We start from the raw sequence: 26,215 nt of genomic DNA, 5'->3' as shown, positions 1-26,215 counted from the left end.
CATGATCTCGACGATCGTGTGGGGGACAGGGAACTTCGGGCGCGCGGCGATTCGCGCGGTCGACGCGCACCCTCGTCTGGAACTGGCGGCCGTGCTCGTGCACAACCCCGGCAGGTCCGGGCGCGACGCGGGCGACCTCGGCGGCCTGGGCCGGGTGCTCGGGGTGCGCTCGACCGACGACGTCGCGGCCGTCCTGGCGACCGGCCCGCGCGCGGTGGTGTACGCGGCCTCGGGTGACATCCGCTCGGCCGAGGTGGTCGCCGACATCTGCGCGGCGCTCCGGGTCGGCGCGATCGTGGTGACCCCGTCGATCTACCCGCTGTACGACCATCGCGACGATCGGCACGAGCTGCGCGAGGAGATCCGCGCCGCGATCGCGGAGGGCACCGGCTCGCTCTTCGTGACGTGCGTCGACGCCGACTGGACGAACGAGATGGTGCCGCTGCTGGTCGGTGGGCTCGGCGCGGGCGTCGACCGGATCCACTGCCAGGAGATCGTGGACTATTCCGGTTTCGACCAGCCCGACTCGGTGCGCTACCTCGTGGGGATGGGCGAGCCGCTGGACTATCTGGCTCCGATGATCGCGCCAAGGATGCCGACGACGGTATGGGGCGGCCAGGTGCGGTTGATGGCCAGGGCGCTCGGCGTCGAGCTCGACGAGATCCGCGAGACCCTCGAACGGCGGCCGCTCGAGGCCTCGATCGAGACCGACACGATGGGCAAGTTCGACGCCGGTGGGCAGGGCGCGCTGCGCCTGCAGGTGCAGGGCATCGTCGGCGGTGAGCCGCGCATCGTGATCGAGCACGTCAATCGCATCGACCCGACGTGCGCGCCGGACTGGCCGAGCCCGCCGCACGGGCAGTCCGCGGCGCATCGGGTGATGGTCGAGGGCGAGGCACAGATCGCGATGATCGTGGTGGGCGCCGCCCCCACCGGCGGCGACGAGGCGATGTCGGTGGGGCGGCTGGTCGGCGCCATCGACTGGCTCGCCGGCCAGGCCCCTGGCCTCTACGACGCGCTCGACGTCCCGGTGCGCCCGGCGAGCGCACCGGAGTTGGCGGACGCCCCCGCCTGAGTCGGCCGAACGCCCACGAGAACGTGTTTCAGTTGGGTAGCGTCCCGGCCATGATCTCAACGGTGGTGTGGGGTACCGGAAATGTCGGCCGGGCGGCTATCCGGGCAGTCGATGCGCACCCGGCGCTCAAGCTCACGAACGTGATCGTGAACAACCCCGACAAGGTGGGTCGCGACGCGGGCGACCTGTCCGGGCTCGGCGCCGAGCTGGGGGTCGCCGCGACCGACGACATCGAGGCGGTGCTGGCCGCCAGCCCGGGGGCGGTGGTGTACGCGGCCTCCGGCGACATCCGGCCGGATGACGCCCTCGCCGACATCTGCCGGGCGATCCGCGCAGGCGCCGTCGTCGTCAGTCCCGCGCTGTACCCGCTCTATGACCCGACCAACGCCCCTCCCGAACTGCGGGACCCGGTGCTGGCCGCCATCGCGGAGGGCGGCGGCTCGCTGTTCGCCTCCGGTGTCGACCCCGGCTGGGGCAACGACGTGCTGCCGCTGCTGCTCAGCGGGCTCGGCAGCACCGTCGACGTCATCCGCTGCCAGGAGATCTTCGACTACTCCACCTACGACCAGCCCGACTCGGTGCGCTACCTGGTGGGCATGGGCCAGCCGATGGACTACCTGCCGCCGATGATCGCGCCGACGATCCCGACCATGGTGTGGGGCGGGCAGATCCGGATGATGGCGCGAGCGCTGGGCGTCGAGCTCGAGGAGATCCGCGAGACCCTCGATCGGCGCGCGCTCGACGCGACCGTCACCACCAAGACGATGGGCGACTTCGAGGCGGGCACCCAGGGTGCGGTGCGGTTCGAGGTGCAGGGCATCGTCGATGGCGAGCCCCGCATCGTCATCGAACACGTCACCCGGATCCACCCGACGTGCGCCACCGACTGGCCGATGCCGCCGGACGGCGACGGCGCCCACCGGGTCATCATCGAGGGCCGGCCGCGCATCGAGGTGTCGGTCGAGTGCACCGACGAGGACGGCAGCCGGTCCGCGGGCGGAAACGCCACCGCGGTCGGGCGACTGGTGAGCGCCATCGACTGGCTGGTGGCCGCGGAACCAGGAATCTACGACGCACTCGACGTCCCGCTGCGCCCCGCAGTCGGCAAACTCGGAAAACGGTAGTCACGAAAGGACGAGCCATGCTCATCGACATTCCCGAAGACAAGGACCCGATCGGGTACGTCTGGGGCGAGATGGTCCCCGGTATCGGGATCGCGGCCTCGAAGTTCTCGCTGTCCGTGTACGAACACTCGACCATCGACCTGCGCGCGTTCGAGGCCGCCCGGCTGCGGATCGCGCAGATCAACGGCTGCATCTTCTGCCAGGACTGGCGCACCGAACGGGACGGCAAGAAGGTGGAGGCCGGTTTCGACGACGCGGTCGAGAACTGGCGCACCACCGACGTTTTCGACGACCGCACCCGGCTGGCGGCCGAGTACGCGGAGCGGTACGCGCTCGACCACCACGGGCTGGACGACGAGTTCTGGACCCGGATGTTCGAGCACTACACCCAGGCCGAGGTCGTCGAGCTGTCCATGAGCATCGGCTCGTGGCTGGCGTTCGGCCGGCTCAATCACGTGCTCGGCCTCGACAGCGTCTGCGTGCTGCCGGGCCACTGAGGCCCCGCCGGGGCCCGGCCCGATCAGTCGGTCGGAGCCCCGGGTAGCGCGTCGAAGAAGTCGGCGCTCGGGGTGAAGAACGCCGATCCGGTGACCGGAACCGAGAAGTCGAGCAGCCGATCGTGATTGCCGGGCGGATCGCCGAGGAACATGTTCGCGAGCATCCGTTCGGTGATCGCCGGCGTGCGGCAGTAGCCGATGAAGTACGTGCCCATCTCGCCGTCGCCGACGCGGCCGAACGGCATGTTCGCGCGCAGGATCTCCAGCGACCCGCCGTCCTCGTCCTCGATGGCGGTCAACGCGACGTGCGAGTTCGCGGGCTTGACGTCGGCGCTCATCTCGATGTCCTCGAGCTTGGTGCGCCCGATCACGTTCTCCTGCTCGGGAACCGGCAGCGCCTCCCATGCCGACATGTCGTGCAGGTACTTCTGCACGTGCACGTAGGAGCCACCCGCGAAGGCCGGGTCCTCGTCTCCAACGGTGACCGCCGCGACGGCGCCTCGCCCGGACGGGTTCTCGGTGCCGTCCACGAAGCCGATCAGGTCGCGGTTCTCGAAGTACTGGAACCCGTGCACCTCGTCGACGACGGTGGCCGCGCCCGCGAGCCGCTTGGCGATCTGGTGTGCGAGTTCGAAACAGGCGTCGAGGCTCATCGCCCGGATGTGGAAGAGCAGGTCGCCCGGGGTCGACGGGGCCTGGTGCTTCCCGCCGCGCAACGCCGGGAACCGGTGCAGCTGCGCGGGCCGCGGCCCGGCGAACAGTCGGTCCCAGGCGTCCGAGCCGATGCTGACGATCAGTTCCAGGCCCGATCCCGGCACCCGCAGCCCGACCGCCCGCCGTAGGCCCGCGGCGTCCGCGAGCAGCGAGCGGGTGAGCGCCTCGCCCTCGGCGTCGACGGTCGCGACGAGGAAGATCGCAGCAGGGGAGAGGGGACTGGCCACCGTCTGGGACTCGGGAGCCCGAGGCGGGCGAGGCGATTCGGTCATCGAGGACTCCGGTTTTCATGGTGATTTGGTCATCGGCGGTTGCGACCCTCGCGATCAGCGACGCCCGAACGTCGTCATGAGGATGCCACCGAAGTCGATTCCGGATGGCTGGGCGAGCCATTCGATTCCCTTTGCCATGTCATCTGCAGCCGACGTGTGACCGGAAGCGCGCAGGAGCGGTTGGAATCGGTTCAGCATCGCGCCGAAGAACTGGTCTCCCGTGCCCCCGTCGCCAAGGACGAACGGCGTACCGGTGAGCGTGACGTCGCGCAGCCCGAGTTCACGCATCGTCCCTGTCGCACGCCGCCCGTATCCGATGTCCGCGCCGAGGTGTGCGCGCATCGCTGCAGCGAGACTCGTCATCGCTGCACGAACGGGTGGAAACGGAGAGGACAGGCCCTCGCTGATATCCAGACTCCCCAGACATAACCAACCTCCTGGGGCGAGCCACCCAGCCATGCGGCGCAAGATCTCGTCGCGCGCCGGAAGGTATTCGAGGACGAGCCGCGAATGAACCAGGTCGAACGAGGCATGCGGGAAGTCATCGATGACGATGTCGTGCGCTGCCGGCTTCAGATTGTGGATATCGGTCGGCAAGAAGCGAACATCCACGTCGGTGGCGACGACGCTGCCATCAGCCGCGCTGGAGGCGAGGCTGCGCGCGACCGATCCGGCTCCGGCGCCGACGTCGAGGCATCGCCATGTTGATCCGACATCGAGCGATTCCAAAATGGGCAACGTCACCGGATCGGTGAACGACTCGAGCAGTCGTAGTCGCTGAAGCTCGTCAGGCATGTCATGTCCCAGAACGCTCTGAGCGTAGTTACGCATCGTTGCCTCGTTCGCCCGTTGGGTGCAACCCTTCGTGGCCGTCACCACGACCTGTGCAGTCTCACAGAGGAACTGGACCTCGGCAAGGAAGGCGCTCGGTAGGTTTCCGCGGTGGATGTCGGTGCCCGGCGGTAGCGTTCGGCCATGACACTGACACTGGGCATGATCACCTTCGACAGCGTCGAACCGGGGCCGCTCGCCGCGTGGTGGGCGGAGCAGGTCGGCGGCAGCGTCGAACAGGAGAACGACGGCTGGTTCTACATGGTCGATGTACCGGGCGCCGCGCACAAGATGGCCTTTCAGAAGGTGCCGGACCCCACGCCTGGCAAGAACCGGGTGCATCTCGACCTGATCGCGGAGGACCTCGACGCGGAGGTGGCCCGGCTGACCACTGCAGGCGCGCAGGAGTACGAGCGGCACGACATGGACGGCTTCCGGTGGGTCACCCTCACCGACCCGGACGGGAACAGGTTCTGCGTGTCGGGCAGCCACTGACGGGGTCGACCCGGTCACTAGGATCGACTCATGCCGCAGCTCACCGACGCCACCGCAACCGGGCTCTGCTCCTTCGTCGACGCGTCGCCGTCGCCGTTCCACGTCTGTGAAACGGTCGCGGCCGAGCTGACCGCCGCTGGGTTCGTGCGGCTGCGGGAGACCCAGGGCTGGCCGTCGGCGCCCGGCCGCTATTTCCTCGTGCGCGGCGGCTCGCTGGTCGCGTGGAGCACCGAGGCCAGCGGGCGGGAGGCGGCGCCGTTCCGGATCGTCGGCGGCCACACCGACAGCCCGAACCTGCGGGTCAAGCAGCACCCCGACCTCGAGTCCGCAGGCTGGCAGCTGGTCGGCCTCGAGCCGTACGGCGGTGCGTGGCTCAACTCCTGGCTGGACCGCGACCTGGGCATCTCCGGCAGGTTGAGCATCCGCGACGGAAACACGCTGCGGGAGAAGCTGATCCGAGTGGATCGGCCGATCCTGCGGGTGCCGCAGCTGGCCATCCACCTGTCGGAGGATCGCAAGGGGGTGCAGCTCGACCCGCAGCGGCACGTGAACGCGATCTGGGGTGTCGGCTCCTCGCCGCGGCGGTTCCTCGGCTTCCTGGCCGAGGAGGCGGGCGTCGATCAGGGTGCGGTGCTCGGCTGGGAACTGATGACCCACGACCTGGCGCCGAGCGCGGTGGTCGGGCCGCACGACGAGCTGGTCAGCGCGCCCCGACTGGACAACCAGGGCACCTGCTACGCGGGCAGCCGGGCGCTGCTCGCCGCGGTGGAGAACCCGGCCGAGGCGATTCCGGTGCTGGCCCTGTTCGACCACGAGGAGGTCGGCAGCATGTCCGACCGCGGCGCCTTCTCCGACCTGCTGAACTCGGTGCTCGAGCGGATCGTGCTGGCGCGCGGCGGCGGCCGTGAGGACTTCCTGCGCGCGATGGCAGGCTCGGTGTGCGCGTCCGGGACATGGCGCACGCCACCCACCCGAACTACCCGGACCGGCACGAGCCCGCGCACCGGATCGAGATCAACGGTGGCCCGGTGCTCAAGGTCAACCAGAACCTGCGCTACGCCACCGATGCGGCAGGGGCGGGCGCCTTCGCCCTCGCCTGCGATCAGGCGGGTGTGCCGCTGCAGCGCTACGTGCACCGCGCGGACCTGCCGTGTGGTTCCACCATCGGACCGATCACCGCGTCGCGGACCGGGCTGTCCACCGTCGACGTGGGGGCCGCGCAACTCGCGATGCACTCGGCGCGGGAGCTGATGGGCGCGGCCGACGTGACCTCGTATGCCGAGGCGCTCGCGGCCTTCCTGACGCCCGCGGACTAGGGCCGGTCGACGAAGGTGTTTGTTGACGTTTAGTAACAATTGCCCCAGCAGTCACCTCAGTAACAAATTTCTCGTGGTTGGCTGGGCCGCGCACCTTTCCGCGCGCCCTGCCCAGCCCCGAGAGGAACATCTCCGTGCATGCACTGAGTCGGTCGTGGTCGTCTGCCCTGTCCACCACGGTGGTCGCGGTTGCCCTTGCGGCGTCGGCGGTTTCGCCGGCCTCGGCGGCCGAGGGCGGCCCATGTGGTCAGGGCGGATCGGGCAGTTCCGGCGGTAGCAGCACGGGCTCGCTTGCCGGGGCGTTGCCGTGGATCACCGGCTCGCCGGACGGCGGCGTCCCGCAGTTGACCGGAAAGACCAAGGCGATCGAAATGGTCACGGGGCCGGGCAGTCCGAACAACACCATCTCGCGCTTCAACGTCTCGGGAACCGACCTGGGCATCATGTGGGACAACGGAAACGCGCTCGGCCGCCACGACGTGCTGATGGCCTTCGGCGACACCGTCGGCGACTGCGAGGCGGACGGCGACGACTGGCGGAGCAACGTCCTGTTCCGCAGTTCCGACACCGTGCTGTCCGACGGCATGCGGATCGACAGCTCGCCGCTGGCAGGCCCGAACAACTCCAAGGAGATCATCCCCGGCTTCGCGATCCCCGGCGAGTACACGACCATCCCCACCGCGGGCATCGCGGTGAACGGGGTGCAGTACGTCCGGTTCATGTCGGTGCGGTCCTGGGACACCCCCGGCAACTGGACCACCAACTACTCGGCCATCGCGTACTCGACCGACAACGGGGAGAACTGGACCGCGGACCTGGCGACCGTCCGCGCCAACACCGAGGGCATCGGAATCCCGGGCATCCCTGCGGTCAGCCCGGCCAATTCGAAGTTCCAGCAGAGCGCTTTCGTCGACGGCAAGGACGGCTTCGTCTACGAGTACGGCACCGAGTCCGGCAGGCAGGGCACCGCGCTGCTCGCCCGTGTCCCTGCCGCTCAGATCCGCGACCTGAACGCCTACACGTACTGGAACGGCAGCGCATGGGTCGCCGACCTCGCGCAGGCGACACCGGTGATCGGCTCGCCGGTCAGCGAGCTCCAGGTGCAGTGGAACGACTATCTGAACAAGTGGGTGGCGATGTACACCGACGAGACCAACTCGCTCGTGATCCGGCAGGCGGATCGGCTCGAGGGTCCGTGGAGCGGCAAGCAGACCATTCTCAGCGGGGTGCTGGTGCCCGCGCTCTACGGCGGCTTCATGCATCCGTGGGCCACGGGCCAGCACCTGGAGTTCGTGGCCACCACCTGGGATCGCTACAACGTCATCTACATGCGCACCGACCTGAACGGTCTGCAGATGAAGGCCACGGATCAGGTCGACCGTCCCGACCCGGCGACCACAGGAGACGCGCGGCTGCTGCGGGTGGAGTACCCCGACGAGCAGTGACGGCGCGGGTGGCCGCTACCAGTGCGGGGGCACGCTGTCCTGGCAGTTAGACTTTGCCCAGGCAGCGTGGCGCCAGCCGCGGCCGATTTGACTCCTCCAGGGAAGGGACCCGACTCCCCGTGTCTTCAGAGACGAGCACCGTGCAGGTCGACACCGTCACCAAGGCCGCAGCGACCCCGGATGTCGCCCAGCCCTTCAAGGAACTGGGACTCAAGGAAGACGAGTACGCCCGGATCAAGGAGATCCTCGGTCGGCGCCCGACCGATGCCGAGCTCGCGATGTACTCGGTGATGTGGAGCGAGCACTGCTCCTACAAGTCCTCCAAGGTGCACCTGAAGTACTTCGGCGAGACCACCACCGACGAGATGCGCTCCTCGATGCTCGCGGGCATCGGTGAGAACGCAGGCGTCGTCGACATCGGCGACGGCTGGGCGGTCACCTTCAAGGTGGAGTCGCACAACCACCCCTCCTACATCGAGCCCTACCAGGGCGCGGCGACCGGCGTCGGCGGCATCGTCCGCGACATCATGGCGATGGGCGCCCGCCCGATCGCGGTCATGGACCAGCTCCGCTTCGGCGCGGCGGACGCGCCCGACACCCGCCGGGTCGTCGACGGCGTGGTGCGCGGCATCGGCGGCTACGGCAACTCCCTCGGCCTGCCGAACGTCGGTGGCGAGACGGTGTTCGACGCCTCCTACGCGGGCAACCCGCTGGTGAACGCGCTGTGCGCGGGCGCGATGCGGGTCGAGGACCTGCACCTGGCCTTCGCCTCCGGCGCGGGCAACAAGATCATCCTGTTCGGCGCGCGCACCGGCCTCGACGGCATCGGCGGCGTTTCCGTGCTCGCATCGGAGACCTTCGACGAGTCGTCCGGCGGCCGCCCCAAGAAGCTGCCCGCCGTGCAGGTCGGCGACCCGTTCACCGAGAAGGTGCTCATCGAGTGCTGTCTCGACCTGTACAAGGCGAAGCTGGTCGTCGGCATCCAGGACCTCGGCGGTGCCGGGCTGTCCTGTGCCACCTCCGAGCTCGCGGCCGCGGGCGACGGCGGCATGCACATCGACCTGGACAAGGTGCCGACCCGCGCGACCGGCATGACCGCGGCGGAGATCCTCTCCAGCGAGTCGCAGGAGCGGATGTGCGCCGTGGTCACCCCGAGAACGTGGACGCGTTCATGGAGGTCTGCCGCAAGTGGGACGTGCTCGCCACCGTCATCGGTGAGGTCACCGACGGCGACCGGCTCACCATCGACTGGCACGGCGAGAACGTGGTGGACGTGCCGCCGCGCACCGTCGCGCACGAGGGCCCCGTCTACGAGCGTCCCGTGCAGCGCCCCGCCACCCAGGACGCGCTCGTCGCGGACACCACCGCAGCCCTCGCGCGTCCGACCACGCCGGAGGAGCTGAAGACGACGCTGCTGAACATGGTGGCCTCGCCGCAGCTGTGCAGCCGCAAGTGGATCACCGAGCAGTACGACCGCTACGTGCGCGGCAACACCGTGCTCGCCGAGCAGGCCGATGCGGGCGTCATCCGGATCGACGAGGAGACCGGCCGCGGTATCGCGCTGGCCACCGACGCCTCCGGCCGCTACACCGTGCTGGACCCGTACGCCGGTGCCCAGCTCGCGCTCGCCGAGGCGTTCCGGAACGTTGCGGTCACCGGTGCGACCCCGAAGGCCGTCAGCAACTGCCTCAACTTCGGCTCGCCGGAGGACCCGGGCGTGATGTGGCAGTTCCAGCAGGCCGTGCGCGGCCTCGCGGACGGGTGCGCCACCCTCGGCATCCCGGTCACCGGCGGCAACGTCAGCTTCTACAACCAGACCGGCTCGACGGCGATCCTGCCGACCCCTGTGGTCGCCGTGCTCGGCGTGATCGACGACGTGCACCGCCGCATCCCCACCGGACTGGGCCTGGAGCCGGGCGAGACCCTGATCCTGCTGGGCGACACCCACGATGAGCTCGATGGCTCGATCTGGGCACAGGTCGAGCACGATCACCTCGGTGGCGTGCCGCCGAAGGTCGATCTGGCGCGCGAGCAGCTGCTCGCCGACATCCTGCTGGCCGGCTCGCGGGACGGGCTGATCAGCGCCGCGCACGACCTGTCAGAGGGCGGCCTCGCGCAGGCGGTCGTCGAGGCCGCGCTGGCAGGCGAGACCGGCTGCCGGATCCTGCTCCCCGAGGGCGCGGACCCGTTCGTCACGCTGTTCTCCGAGTCGGCCGGACGAGTCCTGGTCGCGGTGCCGCGCACCGAGGAGACCCGGTTCACCGGCATGTGCACCGCCCGCGGCCTGCCGTGGGTGCGCATCGGCGTCGTCGACGAGGGCTCCGACTCGCTCGAGGTCCAGGGTCAGTTCTCGGTGACCATGGCCGAGCTGCGCGAACTGTCGGAGGCGACTCTCCCCGAACTCTTCGGCTGAGTCCTTGACCGGGGGAGAGGTCGGGACCAAGCAGGCCGGGGGAACGGTCGGGACGAAGCACGAGCAGTCCAGCTGGGTCGAGGTCCTCGCCTCTCCCGAGGAACTTCGGGAGCGGCACCCCTTCGTGGGCTGGGCGTGGGGTCTGCTGCGGCTGGACTACACGGGCATCGCGTTCGCTGCGCTGTTCTTCTGCTGGTCGCTGACGCCGTCCCTGCTTCCCCGGGACTGGCTCTACCAGGGCCTGATCGGTGGCATCACCGCGGCCATCGGCTACGGCGTCGGAACCGCGGTCGGATGGGCGGTCAACCGGCTGCTGCTGGCGCGGCTGCCCTGGTGGCCGCCGCCCACCAAGGTCCAGCTGGCGCTCAAGATCGCGGTGCCAACCCTGTCGCTGCTGGTGTCGATCGGCATGCTCATCGCGGCGGCCGCCTGGCAGCGTGAGCTGGCCGCGCTGACCGACGCGGAGGGCACCACCACCACCGGCTACCTGCGGACGCTGTTGCTCAGCATGCTGGTCGCGGCGCTGCTGATCTCGTTGTGGCGGGTGCTCCGGGACCTGGTCAGGTTGGTCGCCCGCTACCTGAACCGGTGGCTGAAGGTGCCGCGTTCCGCCGCGGCCCCGATCGGCGTGGTGCTGGTGGCGTTCCTCAGCTACACCATGGTGACGGACGTGCTGTTCGACGCCACCTACGCGGCGATCAACTCCGCGTTCAGCCTGCAGAACAACACCACCCGCGAGGGTGTCGAGCAGCCGACCGCCCCGAGCGGTCCGGCAGCCCCGACTCGTACGCCAGCTGGGAGTCGCTCGGCTTCGAAGGCCGCAACTTCGTCTCGCGGGGCATGCACGCCGACGAGCTGACGGCCGTGAACGGGAAGCCTGCGCCCGAACCGATCCGGGTGTACGCCGGGCTCGAGACGGCGCAGGACGCCGATGCCCGGCTGGACGTCGTGATCTCCGAGCTCGAGCGCACCGGTGCCTTCCAGCGCAGCGTGCTGGTGGTCATCCCGACCACCGGCACCGGCTGGGTCAACCCGACCGCGGCCGAGGCGATCGAGCTGGTGCACAACGGTGACAGCGCCCTCGTCGCCAGCCAGTACTCGTACTTGCCCAGCTGGATCTCGTTCCTCGCGGACCGGAACAAGGCGGCCGAGGCCGGGAGCGCGCTGATCGACCGCGTGCACGAGCGCTGGCTGCGCGAGCCCGCGGAGACCAGGCCCAAACTGCTGATCTACGGCGAGAGCCTCGGGACGCAGGCAGGCGAGGCGGCATTCGACGGCCTCGCCGACATCCGGGAGACCGTCGACGGGGTGCTGTGGGTGGGTCCGCCGAACTCGAACACCCTGTGGAGCCAGCTCGAAGCGCGGCGGGACCCGGGCACCCGGCAGGTCGAACCGGTGTACTCCGACGGGCTGGTGGTGCGTTTCGCCAACGACGCGGCCTCGATCGGGAGTCCGCCCTCCCCGTGGATGAAGCCGCGGGTGCTCTACATCCAGCACCCGTCGGACCCGGTGGTGTGGTGGAGCCCCGACCTGATCTTCAATCGCCCGGACTGGCTGTCGGAGGCGCCGGGCGACGACCGCCTGCCGGACATGCGCTGGTTCCCGTTCGTCACGTTCTGGCAGGTCGCGGCCGACCTCGCCAACGCGGCGGGGGTGCCCGACGGTCACGGCCACAACTACGGCACCACCGTGCTCGACGGCTGGGTCGCGGTGGCCGCTCCCGAGGGCTGGACAGCCGACGACACCGAACGTGTCCGCGCGGCGATCGATGCGAGGGCAGGAACGCAGGGACCGGAGAAGTGACGTGGACAGCGGGGGGATCGTGACGGACCACTGGCGCGAGGCGCCGACACTGCGTGGTGAGTTCGTGCTGCTGCGCCCGACGACGCCTGCCGACGTCGACGGGCTGGCGAGGGCGCACGACGATCCCGAGACGTTGCGCTTCTTCCCGTATGGGATCGAGTCGGAGCCGCCGTCGGTGGCGTCGGTCGACCACGCGCTACGGTCCGGGCGGCAGACACTCACGCAGGTGGACGTCGCGACCGGTGAGATCGTCGGTACCACCTCGATCTACAACATGAGCGAGCTACACGGTCGGGTGACGGTGGGCTACACCTGGCTCGCATCCCGCGTGCGGGGCACGGCGATCAATGCCGAGTCGAAACTGCTTGTGCTGGAACATGTTTTCGACACTCTTGGGGCGCGCCGGGTGGAACTCAACGTCGACGACCAGAACATACGCTCGCGCGCCGCCGTCACCGCGATCGGCGCAATCGAGGAGGGTGCGCTGCGTCGGCACGCCCGCAGGCGCGACGGCACGGTGCGGACCACGATCGTCTACTCGGTGACGGACGAAGAATGGACCCGGGTGCGGGACGGCCTGCTCGCGCGCATCTCGCGCCGATCCGCGAACCGGCCCGCCGCCGATGGGTTGGCGCGGTGACCGCACGCAAGAAGATCGAGCCCGCCGACCTGAGGGCGGCGCTGCTCGAGGTCCGCGACTGGCTGGCCGACTCGGAGGCTCCTGCGCCGAGCCGCGCCCAGCTGGCGGCCGCCGTCCGGCTCAGCGCGAGGACCCTCGAGAACACCGCGCCGGGCTCCTCGGTGGAGGTGCGGGTGCCGCCGTTCGTCGCGGTGCAGTGCGTCGCGGGGCCGCGCCACACCAGGGGCACCCCGCCGAACGTGGTGGAGACCGATCCGCGGAGCTGGCTGCTGCTGGTGACCGGGGGACTGACGTTCGACGACGCCTCGGCGACGGGCGCGCTCACGGCGTCGGGCACCAGGGCCCGCGAGATCGAGCACTGGCTGCCGCTGCTCCGCTTCTGAGACCGGGAGGCCTGTGGTCAGTACACGCGCCGTTAACCCGTAGAATGACCTTGCCCCCATCCCACCCCCTAGGGAGCAACCCCGGTGACTCCAGCCGAATTGTCGGTCAACAGCCCGAATCTTCTCGCACCCGCAGACCTGTCGGATCAGGACGAGCAGCCGCCCCGCGAGGAGTGTGGCGTCTTCGGCGTCTGGGCTCCCGGTGAGGATGTGGCGAAGCTCACCTATTACGGCCTCTACGCGCTGCAGCACCGTGGCCAGGAGGCAGCGGGCATCGCCGTCGCCGACGGCTCTCAGGTGCTGGTCTTCAAGGACCTCGGCCTGGTCAGCCAGGTGTTCGACGAGCAGACTCTCGGCGCGATGCCGGGGCACGTCGCCGTCGGGCACTGTCGGTACTCGACCACCGGGTCCACCACCTGGGAGAACGCCCAGCCGATCTTCCGGACCACCGCGGCGGGCACGGGCATCGCGCTCGGCCACAACGGCAACCTGGTGAACACGGCGGAGCTGGCGACCAGGGCGCGCGAGGCCGGGCTCATCAACCCCAAGCAGCCAGGCCGGGGCACCTCCGACTCCGACCTCGTCGGCGCGCTGCTCGCCCACGCGGCTGCCGACCGCACCATCGAGCAGGCCGCGATGGAGCTGCTGCCCACTCTGCGTGGCGCGTTCTGCCTGACCTTCATGGACGAGCACACCCTGTACGCGGCACGCGATCCGCACGGTGTCCGCCCCCTCTGCCTCGGCCGTCTCGACCGCGGCTGGGTCGTCGCCAGCGAGACCGCCGCGCTCGACATCGTCGGCGCCTCGTTCGTCCGCGACATCGAGCCGGGCGAGATGCTGGCGATCGACGCCGACGGCGTCCGCTCCTCGCGTTTCGCGAACCCGACGCCCAAGGGCTGTGTGTTCGAGTACGTCTACCTGGCACGCCCGGACAGCATCATCTCCGGCCGTTCGGTGCATGCCACCCGCGTCGAGATCGGTCGCAGGCTCGCCAAGGAGCATCCGATCGAGGGCGACCTGGTGATCCCCGTTCCCGAGTCCGGCACCCCGGCCGCGGTCGGCTACGCGCAGGGTTCCGGCATTCCCTACGGCCAGGGCCTGATGAAGAATGCCTACGTCGGCCGCACCTTCATCCAGCCGTCGCAGACGATCCGGCAGCTCGGCATCCGGCTCAAGCTCAATCCGCTCAAAGAGGTCATCCGCGGCAAGCGCCTGATCGTCGTGGACGACTCCATCGTCCGCGGCAACACCCAGCGCGCGCTGATCCGGATGCTCCGCGAGGCGGGCGCGTTGGAGATCCACGTGCGGATCGCCTCCCCGCCGGTCAAGTGGCCCTGCTTCTACGGCATCGACTTCGCCTCACCCGCGGAGCTGATCGCCAACGGCGCAGGGGCCAGCGAGGCCGGCGGCGTGACCAGTCACAGCATGGACGAGATGCTCGAGGGCGTGCGCCGCTCGATCGGCGCCGACACCCTGGGCTACGTCTCGATCGAGGGCATGATCGCCGCAACCGAGCAGCCCGCGTCCCGACTGTGCTCGGCGTGCTTCGACGGCAATTACCCGATTGCGCTGCCGACCGAGACCTCGATGGGTAAGAACGTGCTCGAGGGAATGCTGGAGAGCACCGCGGGCGCCGCGGCGAAGCAGGACAACGACAACGCGAGCGCGTTGAGTCGACCGTAGGCGCTTTGCGCCCACACGTAGATCACCATGCGGTGCCCCAAGGCGCCGCCGAGAAGATGGCTGGAGCAGCGAATCCGATGACCGACGACAACGACCGCCCACCGGCGCCTCCTACGCGGCGGCGGGGTGGACATCGAGGCCGGAGACAGGGCCGTCGAGCTGTTCGCCCCGCTGGCCAAGAAGGCGAGCCGCCCCGAGGTGATCGGCGGCCTCGGCGGGTTCGCCGGGCTGTTCGCGCTCAAGGGTGGGTACAAGGAGCCGCTGCTCGCGGCCTCCACCGACGGCGTCGGCACCAAGATCGCCGTCGCGCAGGCCATGGACAAGCACGACACCCTCGGCCTCGACCTGGTCGCGATGGTCGTCGACGACCTCGTGGTGTGCGGCGCCGAGCCGCTGTTCCTGCAGGACTACATCGCCGTCGGCCGGGTCGTGCCGGAGCGGGTCGCCGAGCTGGTCAAGGGCATCGCCGACGGCTGCATCATCGCCGGCTGCGCGCTGCTCGGCGGCGAGACCGCGGAGCACCCGGGGCTGATGGCGGACGGCGACTACGACCTCTCCGCCACCGGCGTCGGCGTCGTCGAGGCGGATGCCGTGCTCGGCCCGCAGCGGGTGCGCCCTGGCGACGTGGTGATCGGCATGGGCTCGTCGGGCCTGCACTCCAACGGCTACTCGCTGGCCCGCAAGGTGTTGCTCGAGATCGACCGCATGTCGCTCGGCGGCCACGTCGAGGAGTTCGGCCGGACCCTCGGTGAGGAGCTGCTCGAGCCGACCAAGATCTACGCCAAGGACTGCCTGGCCCTGATCGCCGAGACCGACGTGCGCACGTTCTGCCACGTCACCGGCGGCGGCCTGGCGAACAACCTCGCCCGGGTGATGCCGAAGGGGCTCGTCGCCGAGCTCGACCGTGGCACCTGGAGCCCGGCGCCGGTGTTCGCGATGATCGCGCAGCGCGGCCGGGTGGAGCGGGCCGAGATGGAGCAGACCTTCAACATGGGCGTCGGCATGGTCGCCATCGTGGCGCCGGAGGACGTCGACCGTGCGCTGGCGGTGCTGACCGCCCGCCACATCGACTGCTGGACGCTCGGCACCGTCGCCAAGGCATCGGACAAGCAGGAAGGATCCGACCTGGTTCGCATGGTCGGAGACCACCCGCGCTTCTGATCCCACAGGACAGACACGAACGGACCGTTGACACCCTTCAGGGGGAGTCAACGGTCCGTTCGTTTATGTGTTCAGCAGATCGAGATTGCGCGCCGACCGTACATGCCGAAATGCGGGGGAGCCGGTGGGCTTCCCCGCATTCCTGTACTTCGCCGTGTCAGCGGCGCCAGTCGTCGTTTTCGTCGTCGTCCCAGCGCGACGCAGTGTCGTCGGAACGCTGGTCGGCGAGGACCCCGTTCCGGTGGGAGCTGGACGAACCTCCGGACAGTTCCTTTTGCAGGCTGTCGAAGTTCGTGGACGGCGAGCTGTACTTGAGCTCGCGTGCAACCTTGGTCTGCTTTGCCTTAGCCCGGCCGCGGCCCATGGCCAACCCCTCGCGCTTCCGCGGGGCGGCCTGGGAATTTTGGCGGCCCCGTTTGAGTGTGTATTTCTTCCTGACACACACTCTAGCCTGAGAACTCGGCGTGCGCTCCCACCCCAGGCCGCGTTGGGTGTCTGATTTATCTCAGAACGCCGGGAATCGCCCGAATTGTGCCCACCCGAACACCCCCACCCAGTACCGGTGGCGAGGCGAGTTCCGCCAGATCCTCGGTCCAGGCGACCCCGAGTCGGTGCAGCAGCGCGGCCGTGAGCGGCAGGCGGGCGCGTTCGCCGCCGTCGTCGATCTTGAGCGCGAAGGACGTGCCGTCGGGCAGCGCACCCGCGTGCACGCCGTCGGCGCCCACCTTGCAGAGCAGGCCCGGTACGGCGCTCATCAGCAGGAAGTCGTCGTGACCGGTGCCGGACACCAGCCACGGTTGCTCGCGGACGGCATCGGCCACCGCTCGTTCCTGGCTGTCGGCGGCCGCGGTGGCCAGCGTGGCGAATCCGCGCGCGAGGGCGGAGAGCGAGAGCGGCACGATCGGCAGACCGCAGCTGTCGATGCCCAGCTCGTAATCCGTCTCACCGGCCAGTTCGGCGATGGTGTCCATCACCGCCAGCTGGATGGGGTGTGTGGGCTCCAGGTAGCTCTCCAGCGGCCAGTCGCGGGCCACGCAGGCCGCGAGCATGGCCGCGTGCTTGCCGGAGCAGTTCATGAAGATGCGGCGCGGCAGCGCCCCGGAGGCGAGGACGCGGGCGCGGGCTGTCTCGTTCGACGGCAACTCGGGAGGGCACCGCAGTTGGTGCTCGGCGAGCCCGTTGCGGGTGAGCAGCCGGTGCACCACCGCGACGTGCTCGGGCTCACCCTCGTGGGAGCCGGCGGCGATCGCCAGTTCGCGGTTGTCGGCAGGGGCGAATCCACTGCGCAGCAGGGCCACGGCCTGCATGAGCTTGTTCGACGAACGGGGGTAGATCGGGGTGTGTACCTCGCCGAGGGCCAGGATGACCTCGCCGTCCGGGTCCAGCACGACCACCGAACCGCGGTGCACGCACTCGCGGAAACCGGAGCGATCCACTTCGACCAGTTCGACGCTCAATACTCCACCTGCACCTTCCGTCCGGCGATCCGTCGGCGTGCCTTGTCTGCGACAGTAGGCGACAGGTCGGGCTGCTGCTCGAGCATCGCGACCAGACTTTCCGGGTCCCGCCCGGTGAACAGGTCGCGCACGGTCACCCCGTGGGCCGGCACGTGCACGCGGTGGATCGCATCGCCCGCGGTCACCAGGCCGCCGCGCACCACCCGCAGGTAGGCGCCGGTGTCGGCGCGGTCGGCGAAGCGCTTGACCCAGCGAGGCTCCCCGGCCCACACGCCGAAGGTGCCGCACGGGGTCCGCGGGCCGCTCACCTCCAGCTCGGCGGCGAGATCGCCGTCACCAAGGCGCCAGCGTTCGCCGATCACCGCGTCGCTCGCGGCGATCCCGCTGACCCGGAGGTTCTCGCCGAACCAGCCGGCCGGCAGCGGGCGCCCCAACTCCGACTCCCACCGCTGCGCCTCGTCCTGCTGGTACGCGTACACCGCCTTGAACGTCCCGCCGTGGAACTCGGTGTCGCAGATGTGGTCCCCGTCCAGGCCCGCGGGGCCGATCCGTACCGGCCCGTCGACCGGACGCTTGTCGATCGCGGTGCGCGGCACCCGCTTGGTGCCGCTGTCGCGCTCGGCGTACACCACGCAGACGGCGTCGACGCGCCCCGCGCCGCTCACCGGCCGCGCAGCCGGTCGACGGCGGCCCGGCCGGCCTGCACGGCGTCGTAGCTGGGCACTGAGTCGGCATCGATCGAGGCGGCCACCGAGCCGGCGAGCAGCGCGGTGTCCACCGGCACGGTCCGCTTGACCAGGGCCAGTGCGATGGGGCCGAGCTCGTGGTGGTCGACGACGGTGCCCAGGTGCCCGACGGTCCTGCCGTCCGCGGTGACCGCGTCGCCTGGCTCCGGGCGGGTGTCCGCGGACCCGTCGAGATGCAGCAGCACCAGGTGTCGGGGCGGCTTGCCGAGGTTGTGCACCCGGGCCACGGTCTCCTGCCCCCGGTAGCACCCCTTGTCCAGGTGCACGGCCCCGTGCTCGGCGATGCCGCCGATCCAGCGGGCCTCGTGCGGGATGGTGCGCTCGTCGGTGTCGACGCCGATCCGGGGGCGCACTGCGGCCACCCGCAGCGCCTCGAACGCCCAACTGCCCGCGGGCGCGGCGCCCGCGGCGGTCAGCGTCTCCCACCAGCGGGCGAGCTGGTCGCGCGGCACGATCAGATCGAAGGCGTGTTCGCCTGGCCACGGCATCGAGCGCAGGAACCCGCCGCCGGGCAGCGCCACCGCCTCGTAGACGGGGGGAAGCGAGGCGATGCCGAGCGCGGCAAGGATTTTCGGCCGGCGCACGTCGGGCCCGAGCAGACTCAGGACGGCCATCTCCGGCGCGGCGGCGGGCTCGGCCTTGGCCCAGAACACCATCTTCTGGAGGAAGGCCAGCAGGCCGGGGCCGTGGCTGCGTTCGGTGTCGATCCAGGTGACCCCGTCCAGGTCGGTCAGCACGAAGTGCTCTTCGACCCGGCCCTGCAGGTCCAGGCTCAGGTTCTCCGCGGAACCGCCGTCGGGCAGCTGCGCGATGTGCTGGCTGGAGATGGTGTGCAGCCAGGTCAGGCGCTCGTCGCCGGCGATGGAGAGCACGAAGCGGTTCGAGCGGTCCACGATGGCGGCGGTGTTCTCGGCGCTGCGCTGCTCGCGCAGCGGGTCGCCGTAGTGCCAGGCCACCCCGGCGTCGAGGGAATCATCCGGACCGGCGACGGCACCGGGGATGGACAGCAGCGGACTGGGGGCGACGCTCGGCGACTCGGACACAGCTCCATAGTAGGAGCGTCCAGCCGCGGCCGGTGGGTCGTCCTAGGCTGTTGGCATGGCCCCGCGCGTACTGGTGACCCTCGACGGCAAGGTGCACGACCCCGACGTCCCGCTGCTCTACGCGGACGACCTGGCGGCAGTGCGTGGTGACGGAGTGTTCGAGACCGTGCTGGTGCGGGGCGGATCCCCGTGCACCATCGAGCTGCATCTCGAACGGCTGAACAACTCCGCGGCGGCGATGGACCTGCCGGAACAAGACCTGGACCGCTGGCGCACGGCAGTGAAGACCGCGCTCGCGGAGTGGGACGGCGACGGAGAGGGACTGATGCGGCTGGTGCTCAGTCGTGGCCGCGAGATCGGCGGGGGGCCGACCGGTTACCTCACGATCAGCCCCATCGACGATCGGGTCGCGGCCGCGCGGCGCGACGGGATCGCGGTGGTCACCCTGCCCCGCGGGTTCTCGGTGGACCTGGCGGCGCTCGCGCCCTGGCAGCTGCTTGGCGCGAAGACGCTGTCCTACGCGACCAACATGGCGGCGCTGCGGCACGCGAACTCGCTTGGCGCTGACGACGTGATCTTCACCAGCAGCGAGGGTCTCGTGCTCGAGGGCCCCCGCTCCACGGTCGTCATCGCTCGCGGCCGCACGCTGATCACGCCGCCGATCGAGCAGGGGATCCTGCCGGGAACCACCCAGCGGGCGCTTTTCGAGATCGCGGGCGAGCACAGGTTCCGCACCGAGGTGGCGCCGCTTCGGCCAGCGGATCTCATTCTGGCGGACGGTGTCTGGCTGCTCTCGAGTGTGACTCTCGCCGCACGGGTGCGGGCGTTGAACGGTCGGGTGACGGCGGTGCCGGAGATCGCCGAGGAGCTGTCGGCGCTGGTCGACCTGTCGGCGGAGACCGTTGGGGCGATGCCGGACGCCGTCTGAGCGCGGTTCGGGACGGCGCGGACGACTTGACTCCGCTACTACTGTCGGTAGTAGATAAAGGCCTGCGGCAACGGGTCGCAGGACGTACCTTTTGAAGCGGGACTGAGGCGTCAGCCCACGACTCGGCCCCGGTCACGCCTGTCCAACGGGCACTGCATGGGAGAAGCCATGGACGCACTGGACGTATCTCGGTGGCAATTCGGAATCACGACCGTCTACCACTTCATTCTCGTCCCGCTCACGATCGGGCTCGCCCCGCTCATCGCGATCATGCAGACGATGTGGGTGATCACCAAGAAGGATCACTGGTATCGGCTCACCAAGTTCTTCGGCAAGTTCTTCCTCATCAACTTCGCGCTCGGCGTCGCCACCGGCATCGTGCAGGAGTTCCAGTTCGGCATGAACTGGAGCGAGTACTCACGCTTCGTCGGTGACGTGTTCGGGGCGCCGCTGGCGCTGGAGGGCCTGGTCGCCTTCTTCCTCGAATCCACCTTCCTCGGCCTGTGGATCTTCGGCTGGGGACGGTTGCCGAAACTCGTTCACCTGGCGACGATCTGGTTGGTCGCGATCGGTGTGAACGCCTCCGCGTTCTTCATCATCGCCGCGAACTCGTTCATGCAGCACCCGGTGGGCGCGCGGTACAACGCCGAGCGCGGCCGCGCCGAGCTGACGAGCATCTGGGAACTGCTCACCAACAACACGGCTTTGGCGGCCTTCCCCCACGTGGTGGCGGGCGCCCTCCTCACCGCGGGCACGTTCGTCGCCGGCATCGGCGGCTGGTCGATGGTGCGCAGCATGCGCAGGGCCAAGGAGGCCACCGATCTGGCGGTCGCAGCCGAACACGAGAGCACCGCCAGGACGATGTTCCGTCCGGTCACCATCCTCGCCCTGTGGGTGATGGTCGCCTCGGGTGTCGGCCTCGCGATCACCGGCGACATCCAGGCCAAGCTGATGTTCGAACAGCAGCCGATGAAGATGGCATCCGCGGAATCGTTGTGCCACACCGAGACCGGCGCCGATTTCTCCATCCTGACGGTCGGAACCCAGAACAACTGCGAGAACATCACCCAGCTCATCAGCATCCCCGGACTCACCTCGTTCCTGGCGAACGGCGACCCCAACTCCACCCTCCAGGGCGTCACCGAACTGCAGGCCCAGTACGAGGAGCAGTTCGGGCCGGGCAACTACAAGCCCAACCTGTTCGTCACCTACTGGACCTTCCGCGCGATGATCGGCTGGGCGGCCGGCTCGGCCGTGCTCGCGGTGGTCGGGCTGTGGATGACGCGCGGCGGCCGGGTCCCGGACAAGAAGTGGTTCGGGTGGCTGTCCCTCCTGGCCATTCCCACGCCGTTCCTCGGCAACAGCGCCGGATGGGTGTTCACCGAGATGGGCCGCCAGCCCTGGGTCGTGCACCCGAATCCGACCGGCGTGGACCAGATCAGGCTGACCGTGGACCAGGGTGTGTCGGATCATCCGACGAGCCTTGTGGTCTTCTCGCTGATCGTCTTCACGCTCCTCTATGCCGCGCTCGGGGTGGTGTGGTTCATGCTGATCCGGCGCTATGCGATCGCCGGACCGTCCGACCACGACAAGCATCCGCCGGGTGACGAAGAAGAGCCCGAGGAGCCGGGCGAGCCCAAACAACTGTCGTTCGCGTACTGAGGGAGAAGACCATGGGACTTCAGGAATTCTGGTTCATCCTCATCGCGGTGCTCTTCGTCGGCTACTTCGTCCTCGAGGGCTTCGACTTCGGCGTCGGCATGCTGTTCCCGGTGCTCGGCCGCACCGACACCCGGCGACGGGTCATGCTCAACACCATCGGCCCGGTCTGGGACGGCAACGAGGTCTGGCTGATCACCGCGGGCGGTGCGTTGTTCGCGGCCTTCCCGGACTGGTACGCGACCCTGTTCTCGGGGTTCTACCTCCCGCTGCTGTTGATTCTGGTCGCGCTCATCCTGCGCATCTGCGCGATCGAGTGGCGCGGCAAGATCGACGATCCGACCTGGCGGTCGCGCTGCGACATCGGCATCATGATCGGCTCGTGGGTGCCCGCCGTCCTCTGGGGCGTCGCGTTTGCCAACATCGTGCGCGGCGTGGCCATCGACGAGAACAAGAAGGTCGTTTCCGGCTTCTTCGACCTGCTCAACCCGTACGCGCTGCTCGGCGGCGCGACGACGGCCATCGTGTTCGCACTGCACGGCGCGGTGTTCCTCGCACTCAAGACCTCCGGTGAGGTCCGCGAGGACGCGGTGAAACTCGCTGCGCGACTGTCGATCCCGACGGTAGTGGTGGCCGGGGCGTTCGTGCTGTGGACGCAGCTGTCCTTCGGCAAGGGCTGGACCTGGATCCTCGTCGCGGTGGCGGCAGCCGCCCTGCTCGGGGTGGTCGCGCTGACCGCCGTGGCACGGGAGGGCTGGGCCTTCGTGCTCACCACAGTCGCTGTGATCGCCACGGTGGCCCTGTTGTTCGGCTCGCTCTACCCGAACCTGATGCCGTCCACCATCGACGAGGCGTACAACCTGACGATCTACAACGCCTCGTCGAGCCCGTACACGCTCAAGGTGATGACCTGGGCGGCCGTGTTCATGACGCCGGTGGTCATCGGTTACCAGGCCTGGACCTACTGGGTTTTCCGTCAGCGGATCTCGACCAAGCAGATCCCGCCGTCGATCGGTCTGCCCCTGAAGACGCGTTAGATGTCGCTCGACGCACCGGCCGCGCCCGTGGAGCACGCTCGCAGGCGCGGTCCGGTGGATCCCCGGCTCTGGCACTACTCGAGATCGGCCCGCGGCTACCTGCTGCTCACGGTGGCGCTGTCCCTGGTCACCGCCGGCACGGTCATCGTGTCGGCACTGATGATCGGCACCGTCCTGGCCGGGGTGATCACCGACCCGGACGCGCGGACGCCAGCCGCGTGGGGCACCGAGCTGGCGGTGCTGGCCGCCGCGGTCGCGGTGCGGACGGCGTCCACCTGGGCGCACACCCGATACGCGCACCGTTCGGCGTCGAGGGTGATCGGGGAGCTCCGCGGCGAGGTGCTCGAGGCGGCCACCGAGCTGCCCCCGCGAGAGCTGGACCCGCGGCGCGGTGAGCTCGCCACCGTCCTCACCCGCGGGATCGAGGGCCTGCGTGCGTATCTCACCGGCTACCTGCCCGCCCTGATGCTGGCGGTCACCGTCACACCGCTCACCCTGCTGGTGATCCTGTTCGCCGATCGGACCTCCGCGGTGATCATCGCGCTCACGTTGCCGCTGGTGCCGGTCTTCATGATCCTGATCGGGCTGCTGACCAAGGGCAAGGCGGCCGCCTCGCTGACCACGATGACCGCGCTGTCCGCGCAGCTGCTCGACCTGCTGGCAGGTCTGCCAACGTTGCGGGCGCTCGGTCGCGAACGGGGCCCGGCGGCACGGGTCCGGGCGCTCGGGGACGCGCACCGGCACACCACCATGTCGGCCTTGCGGATCGCGTTCCTGTCGGCGATGGTGCTCGAGCTGTTGGCCACTCTCTGCGTCGCGCTCGTCGCGGTGAGCATCGGCCTGCGACTCGTGTTCGGCGGCATGGAACTACGCGGAGGCGTGATCGCGCTGATCCTCGCCGCCGAGGTGTACCTGCCGTTGCGGATGGTCGGCGCGCAGTTCCACGCCGCCGAGGACGGGATGGCGGCCGCCGAGAAGGCCTTCGGGGTGCTGGACGACAGGGAACCGGTCGTCGCGGGGGAGGGCGACCGCGCCGTGCCCCTCGGCCCGATCGTGCTGCGCGCGGTGGGGATGCGGGCCCGCGGACAGTGGGCCCCGCGCGGCCTGGACGCGGTCCTGGAACCGGGCCGGGTCACCGTGCTCACCGGCGCCAACGGATCCGGCAAGTCCACCGTGTTGCACCTGATCCTCGGGCTCGCCGACCCCGACGAGGGCGAGGTGTCGGTCGGCGGGGTGCCCGTGCGCGCACTCGACGCCGAGCAGTGGTGGCGCGAGGTGGCGTGGCTGCCCCAACACCCGGTGCTGATGCCCGGCACCCTGCGCGAGAACCTGGAACTAACCGGGCCGGTGGCCAGCGATGCCGATGCCGTCGACAGAGCCTGTGAAGCAACGGGATTCGATTCGGTGCTGGCCGATCTCCCGGACGGCTGGCAGACACGGGTGGGGGTGGGCGGCCTCGGCCTCTCGCTCGGTCAGCGGCAGCGGCTGGCGCTGACCCGGGTGCTGCTCTCCGATGCCACGGTGGTGCTTCTCGACGAGCCGACCGCGCACCTCGATCCCGCCACCGAGGCGACGGTGCTCCGGTCGGTGTGCGGCCTCGCAGCCCGCGGACGCACCGTGGTGATGGTCGGGCACCGGGACACGGTGCTCCGGGCCGGCGACGAGGTGGTGCTGGTCGAGGGTGCCGACGGTGTGGACCTGGAGTCGGAGGTGCCGGCATGAGCCGCGATCCGCTCCTGCGTGCCCTCCGGCTGCTGGAACTGCGCCCGGGCCGGGTCCTGTCCGCGGTCGCGGCCGGGGTCGCCACCCTCGGCAGCGCGCTCGCCCTTGCCGCGTTGTCCGCCTGGCTGATCACCAGGGCCTGGCAGATGCCGCCGGTGCTGGATCTCTCGGTCGCGGTGGTCTCGGTTCGCGCCCTTGGCATCTCGCGCGGAGTGTTCCGCTACCTCGAACGGCTCGCCACCCATGACGCGGCGCTGCGCGGCACCACAGCGGCCCGCGAACGGATCTACCGTCGGCTCTCCACCGGCGACCCGGCCGCGCCTGCCGGATTGCGCCGAGGGGACCTGCTCGCGCGCACCGGGGCGGACGTCGACGCGCTCGGCGACGTGGTGGTCCGGGCGCTGATCCCGATGGCCGTCGCCGCGATTCTGGCCGTAGCGGCGACCGTCGGGCTCGCGCTGATCTCTCCCGCCGCGGCACTGGTGCTGGCCGTCGCGCTCGTGGTCTCGGGGGTGCTCGCGCCGGTGCTGTCCGCAAGGGCCGCGCGGATGGCGGAGGCGGACGGCGCCGTCGCGTCTGCGCGATTCAGTGAGACCGCGGTGCTGGCGCTCGACCACGCCGCCGAACTCCGGGTCGCGGGCCGACTCGGCGAGACGGTCCTGGCAGCCGACGACTGGGAGGCCCGCGCGATCCGCGCCACCGACCGATCCGCGGTCCCGTCCGCCTTCGCAGCGGCGGCGACGCCGCTCGCCATCGGGGCGAGCGTGCTGGGATCGCTGCTGATCGGTATCTCGCTGTACGGCCCCGACGGAGGGGCCCCGGGCGAGATGACCCCGATGGCGTTGGCGATCCTGGTGTTGGTGCCGCTCGCGGCGTTCGAGGGCACGGCTGCGTTGCCCGCGGCGGCGGTCGCGTTGACCAGGGCGAGGCTCGCGTCGGTGCGCATCATGGACCTGCTCGACCGGTCGGGTGATCCGGTGCCGACCGGGGGTGTGGCGGTCGAGGCGCCGGTACACCTGCGCACCGAGAACCTGCGCTGCGGGTGGCCGGGCGGCGCGGTGACCGAGCCGCTGGACCTGCACCTGGCGCCGGGCGCCCGGGTCGTGATCGTCGGACCCAGCGGCGCGGGCAAGACCACCATGTTGATGACGCTGGCGGGGCTGCTCGCCCCCGTCGCCGGGGCGCTGACGGTGAACGGGACCCCGGCCGGATCGGTCGACGCCGACTCGCTGCGTCGCGCGGTGGGGTTCTTCGCCGAGGACGCCCACCTGTTCGACACCTCGCTGCTGGAGAACCTGCGCGTCGCGGACGGCGAACTGGACGAGGAGGGCGCGCGGGCGGTGCTCGAGAAGGTCGGGCTGGGGGACTGGGTGTCGGGGCTCCCGGACGGCGTGCACACCTCGCTGGCGTCGGGGGCCGGTCGGTGTCCGGTGGTCAGCGTCGACGTCTGCTGCTGGCGCGGGCCATCGCCTCGCCTGCTCGGGTGCTGCTGCTGGACGAGCCGACCGAGCACCTCGACGCGGAGGCGGGCGCCGCGCTGCTGCGGGGCCTGCTCGATCGCGGGGCCGGCCTGGTCGACCCCGGCCGCACGGTGGTCGTTGTGACGCATCAGCTGCCCGCCGACACGGGCGCCGACCTGGTGATCGCGGTCGGGAGCGAGTCGGCATCCGCGCAGGAAGAGGCGGCGATTTAATCGATTGCCAGGCCCTCGCAGCGGGCGTATTTTCGTCCGTACACGAGGAAGGAGGTGGTCTGAAGTTGAAGAACTACA

18 protein-coding genes and 5 pseudogenes are annotated in these 26,215 nt (G+C 69.9%); 17 read left to right on the top strand and 6 right to left on the bottom strand.

Annotated features, from left to right (window positions below):
- Position 1: 1 nt before the first annotated feature.
- Genes BTZ20_RS22065 through BTZ20_RS22055 form a run of 3 tightly spaced genes read left to right on the top strand, consistent with a single transcriptional unit; the run spans position 2 to position 2,696 of the window.
- Complete coding sequence (locus BTZ20_RS22065) at positions 2 to 1,075, top strand: dihydrodipicolinate reductase (protein ID WP_077042824.1); 1,074 nt, start codon at positions 2 to 4, stop codon at positions 1,073 to 1,075.
- 50 nt (positions 1,076 to 1,125) lie between these two features.
- Positions 1,126 to 2,199: a dihydrodipicolinate reductase gene (locus BTZ20_RS22060; RefSeq protein ID WP_077042823.1), complete on the top strand. Its 1,074-nt coding sequence runs from the start codon at positions 1,126 to 1,128 to the stop codon at positions 2,197 to 2,199.
- Positions 2,200 to 2,216: 17 nt separating this feature from the next.
- Positions 2,217 to 2,696 carry a carboxymuconolactone decarboxylase family protein gene (locus BTZ20_RS22055; RefSeq protein ID WP_077042822.1) on the top strand — a complete coding sequence of 160 codons (480 nt, stop codon included), beginning with the start codon at positions 2,217 to 2,219 and terminating at the stop codon, positions 2,694 to 2,696.
- A 23-nt stretch (positions 2,697 to 2,719) separates the two neighbouring features.
- Here BTZ20_RS22055 and BTZ20_RS22050 read toward each other — a convergent pair whose 3' ends face one another.
- Positions 2,720 to 3,682 (bottom strand): Dyp-type peroxidase, encoded by a 963-nt coding sequence (locus BTZ20_RS22050; RefSeq protein ID WP_077042821.1) that lies wholly within the window; start codon positions 3,680 to 3,682, stop codon positions 2,720 to 2,722.
- A 54-nt stretch (positions 3,683 to 3,736) separates the two neighbouring features.
- Positions 3,737 to 4,513, bottom strand: a complete 777-nt coding sequence (locus BTZ20_RS22045; protein WP_145982390.1) for a class I SAM-dependent methyltransferase — start codon at positions 4,511 to 4,513, stop codon at positions 3,737 to 3,739.
- A gap of 144 nt (positions 4,514 to 4,657) precedes the next feature.
- Here BTZ20_RS22045 and BTZ20_RS22040 point away from each other — a divergent pair, with 144 nt between their 5' ends.
- From BTZ20_RS22040 to purM, 9 genes and pseudogenes are all read left to right on the top strand, one after another.
- On the top strand, positions 4,658 to 5,008 hold the full coding sequence (locus BTZ20_RS22040) for a VOC family protein (protein WP_077042819.1): 351 nt from the start codon (positions 4,658 to 4,660) through the stop codon (positions 5,006 to 5,008).
- Positions 5,009 to 5,038: 30 nt separating this feature from the next.
- Positions 5,039 to 6,324: pseudogene (locus BTZ20_RS22035) on the top strand (M18 family aminopeptidase).
- 134 nt (positions 6,325 to 6,458) lie between these two features.
- Positions 6,459 to 7,769, top strand: coding sequence for a DUF4185 domain-containing protein (locus tag BTZ20_RS22030; protein ID WP_145982389.1), 1,311 nt, complete (start codon positions 6,459 to 6,461; stop codon positions 7,767 to 7,769).
- 140 nt (positions 7,770 to 7,909) lie between these two features.
- Positions 7,910 to 10,182: pseudogene (gene purL, locus BTZ20_RS22025) on the top strand (phosphoribosylformylglycinamidine synthase subunit PurL).
- A 124-nt stretch (positions 10,183 to 10,306) separates the two neighbouring features.
- Positions 10,307 to 11,985 (top strand): annotated as a pseudogene (locus BTZ20_RS29295) (alpha/beta hydrolase).
- Position 11,986: 1 nt separating this feature from the next.
- Entirely contained in the window at positions 11,987 to 12,625 is a 639-nt protein-coding gene (locus tag BTZ20_RS22015) for a GNAT family N-acetyltransferase (protein ID WP_189636527.1), read from the top strand.
- Positions 12,622 to 13,008, top strand: a complete 387-nt coding sequence (locus tag BTZ20_RS22010) for a sterol carrier family protein (protein WP_077042818.1) — start codon at positions 12,622 to 12,624, stop codon at positions 13,006 to 13,008. Before BTZ20_RS22015 ends, BTZ20_RS22010 begins: the two co-directional genes overlap by 4 nt.
- 84 nt (positions 13,009 to 13,092) lie before the next feature.
- Complete coding sequence (purF, locus tag BTZ20_RS22005; protein ID WP_077042817.1) at positions 13,093 to 14,691, top strand: amidophosphoribosyltransferase; 1,599 nt, start codon at positions 13,093 to 13,095, stop codon at positions 14,689 to 14,691.
- Positions 14,692 to 14,794: 103 nt separating this feature from the next.
- Positions 14,795 to 15,852 (top strand): annotated as a pseudogene (gene purM / locus BTZ20_RS22000) (phosphoribosylformylglycinamidine cyclo-ligase); the annotation flags it as partial.
- 157 nt (positions 15,853 to 16,009) lie between these two features.
- Here the strand turns inward: purM and BTZ20_RS21995 are convergent.
- From BTZ20_RS21995 to BTZ20_RS21980, 4 genes are all read right to left on the bottom strand, one after another.
- Positions 16,010 to 16,216 (bottom strand): DUF3073 domain-containing protein, encoded by a 207-nt coding sequence (locus BTZ20_RS21995; RefSeq protein WP_077042815.1) that lies wholly within the window; start codon positions 16,214 to 16,216, stop codon positions 16,010 to 16,012.
- Positions 16,217 to 16,352: 136 nt separating this feature from the next.
- Positions 16,353 to 17,309, bottom strand: a complete 957-nt coding sequence (locus BTZ20_RS21990; RefSeq protein ID WP_077042814.1) for an asparaginase — start codon at positions 17,307 to 17,309, stop codon at positions 16,353 to 16,355.
- The gene (locus tag BTZ20_RS21985; RefSeq protein ID WP_077042813.1) at positions 17,306 to 17,974 is read right to left on the bottom strand and encodes an MOSC domain-containing protein; all 669 of its coding nucleotides are present in this window, start codon (positions 17,972 to 17,974) and stop codon (positions 17,306 to 17,308) included. Before BTZ20_RS21985 ends, BTZ20_RS21990 begins: the two co-directional genes overlap by 4 nt.
- Positions 17,971 to 19,098 (bottom strand): YgfZ/GcvT domain-containing protein, encoded by a 1,128-nt coding sequence (locus BTZ20_RS21980; RefSeq protein WP_077042812.1) that lies wholly within the window; start codon positions 19,096 to 19,098, stop codon positions 17,971 to 17,973. Before BTZ20_RS21980 ends, BTZ20_RS21985 begins: the two co-directional genes overlap by 4 nt.
- Positions 19,099 to 19,153: 55 nt before the next feature.
- On the opposite strand from BTZ20_RS21980, the gene BTZ20_RS21975 reads away from it, so the two are divergent.
- The 5 genes and pseudogenes from BTZ20_RS21975 to cydC all read left to right on the top strand — a co-directional run bounded on the left by BTZ20_RS21975 (position 19,154) and on the right by cydC (position 26,137).
- Positions 19,154 to 20,026: an aminodeoxychorismate lyase gene (locus BTZ20_RS21975; RefSeq protein ID WP_077042811.1), complete on the top strand. Its 873-nt coding sequence runs from the start codon at positions 19,154 to 19,156 to the stop codon at positions 20,024 to 20,026.
- Between the two features lie 168 nt (positions 20,027 to 20,194).
- The gene (locus BTZ20_RS21970) at positions 20,195 to 21,688 is read left to right on the top strand and encodes a cytochrome ubiquinol oxidase subunit I (RefSeq protein WP_077042810.1); all 1,494 of its coding nucleotides are present in this window, start codon (positions 20,195 to 20,197) and stop codon (positions 21,686 to 21,688) included.
- Between the two features lie 11 nt (positions 21,689 to 21,699).
- Entirely contained in the window at positions 21,700 to 22,722 is a 1,023-nt protein-coding gene (gene cydB / locus BTZ20_RS21965) for a cytochrome d ubiquinol oxidase subunit II (protein WP_077042809.1), read from the top strand.
- Positions 22,723 to 24,444 (top strand): thiol reductant ABC exporter subunit CydD, encoded by a 1,722-nt coding sequence (gene cydD / locus BTZ20_RS21960; RefSeq protein WP_077042808.1) that lies wholly within the window; start codon positions 22,723 to 22,725, stop codon positions 24,442 to 24,444.
- Positions 24,441 to 26,137: pseudogene (cydC, locus tag BTZ20_RS28585) on the top strand (thiol reductant ABC exporter subunit CydC). Before cydD ends, cydC begins: the two are co-directional and overlap by 4 nt.
- Positions 26,138 to 26,215 lie beyond the last annotated feature (78 nt).

Origin of the sequence: Rhodococcus sp. MTM3W5.2, from assembly GCF_001984015.1 — a bacterium.
Lineage (GTDB): Bacteria > Actinomycetota > Actinomycetes > Mycobacteriales > Mycobacteriaceae > Rhodococcus_G > Rhodococcus_G oryzae.
This window is presented reverse-complemented; position numbering and strand designations above follow the sequence as displayed.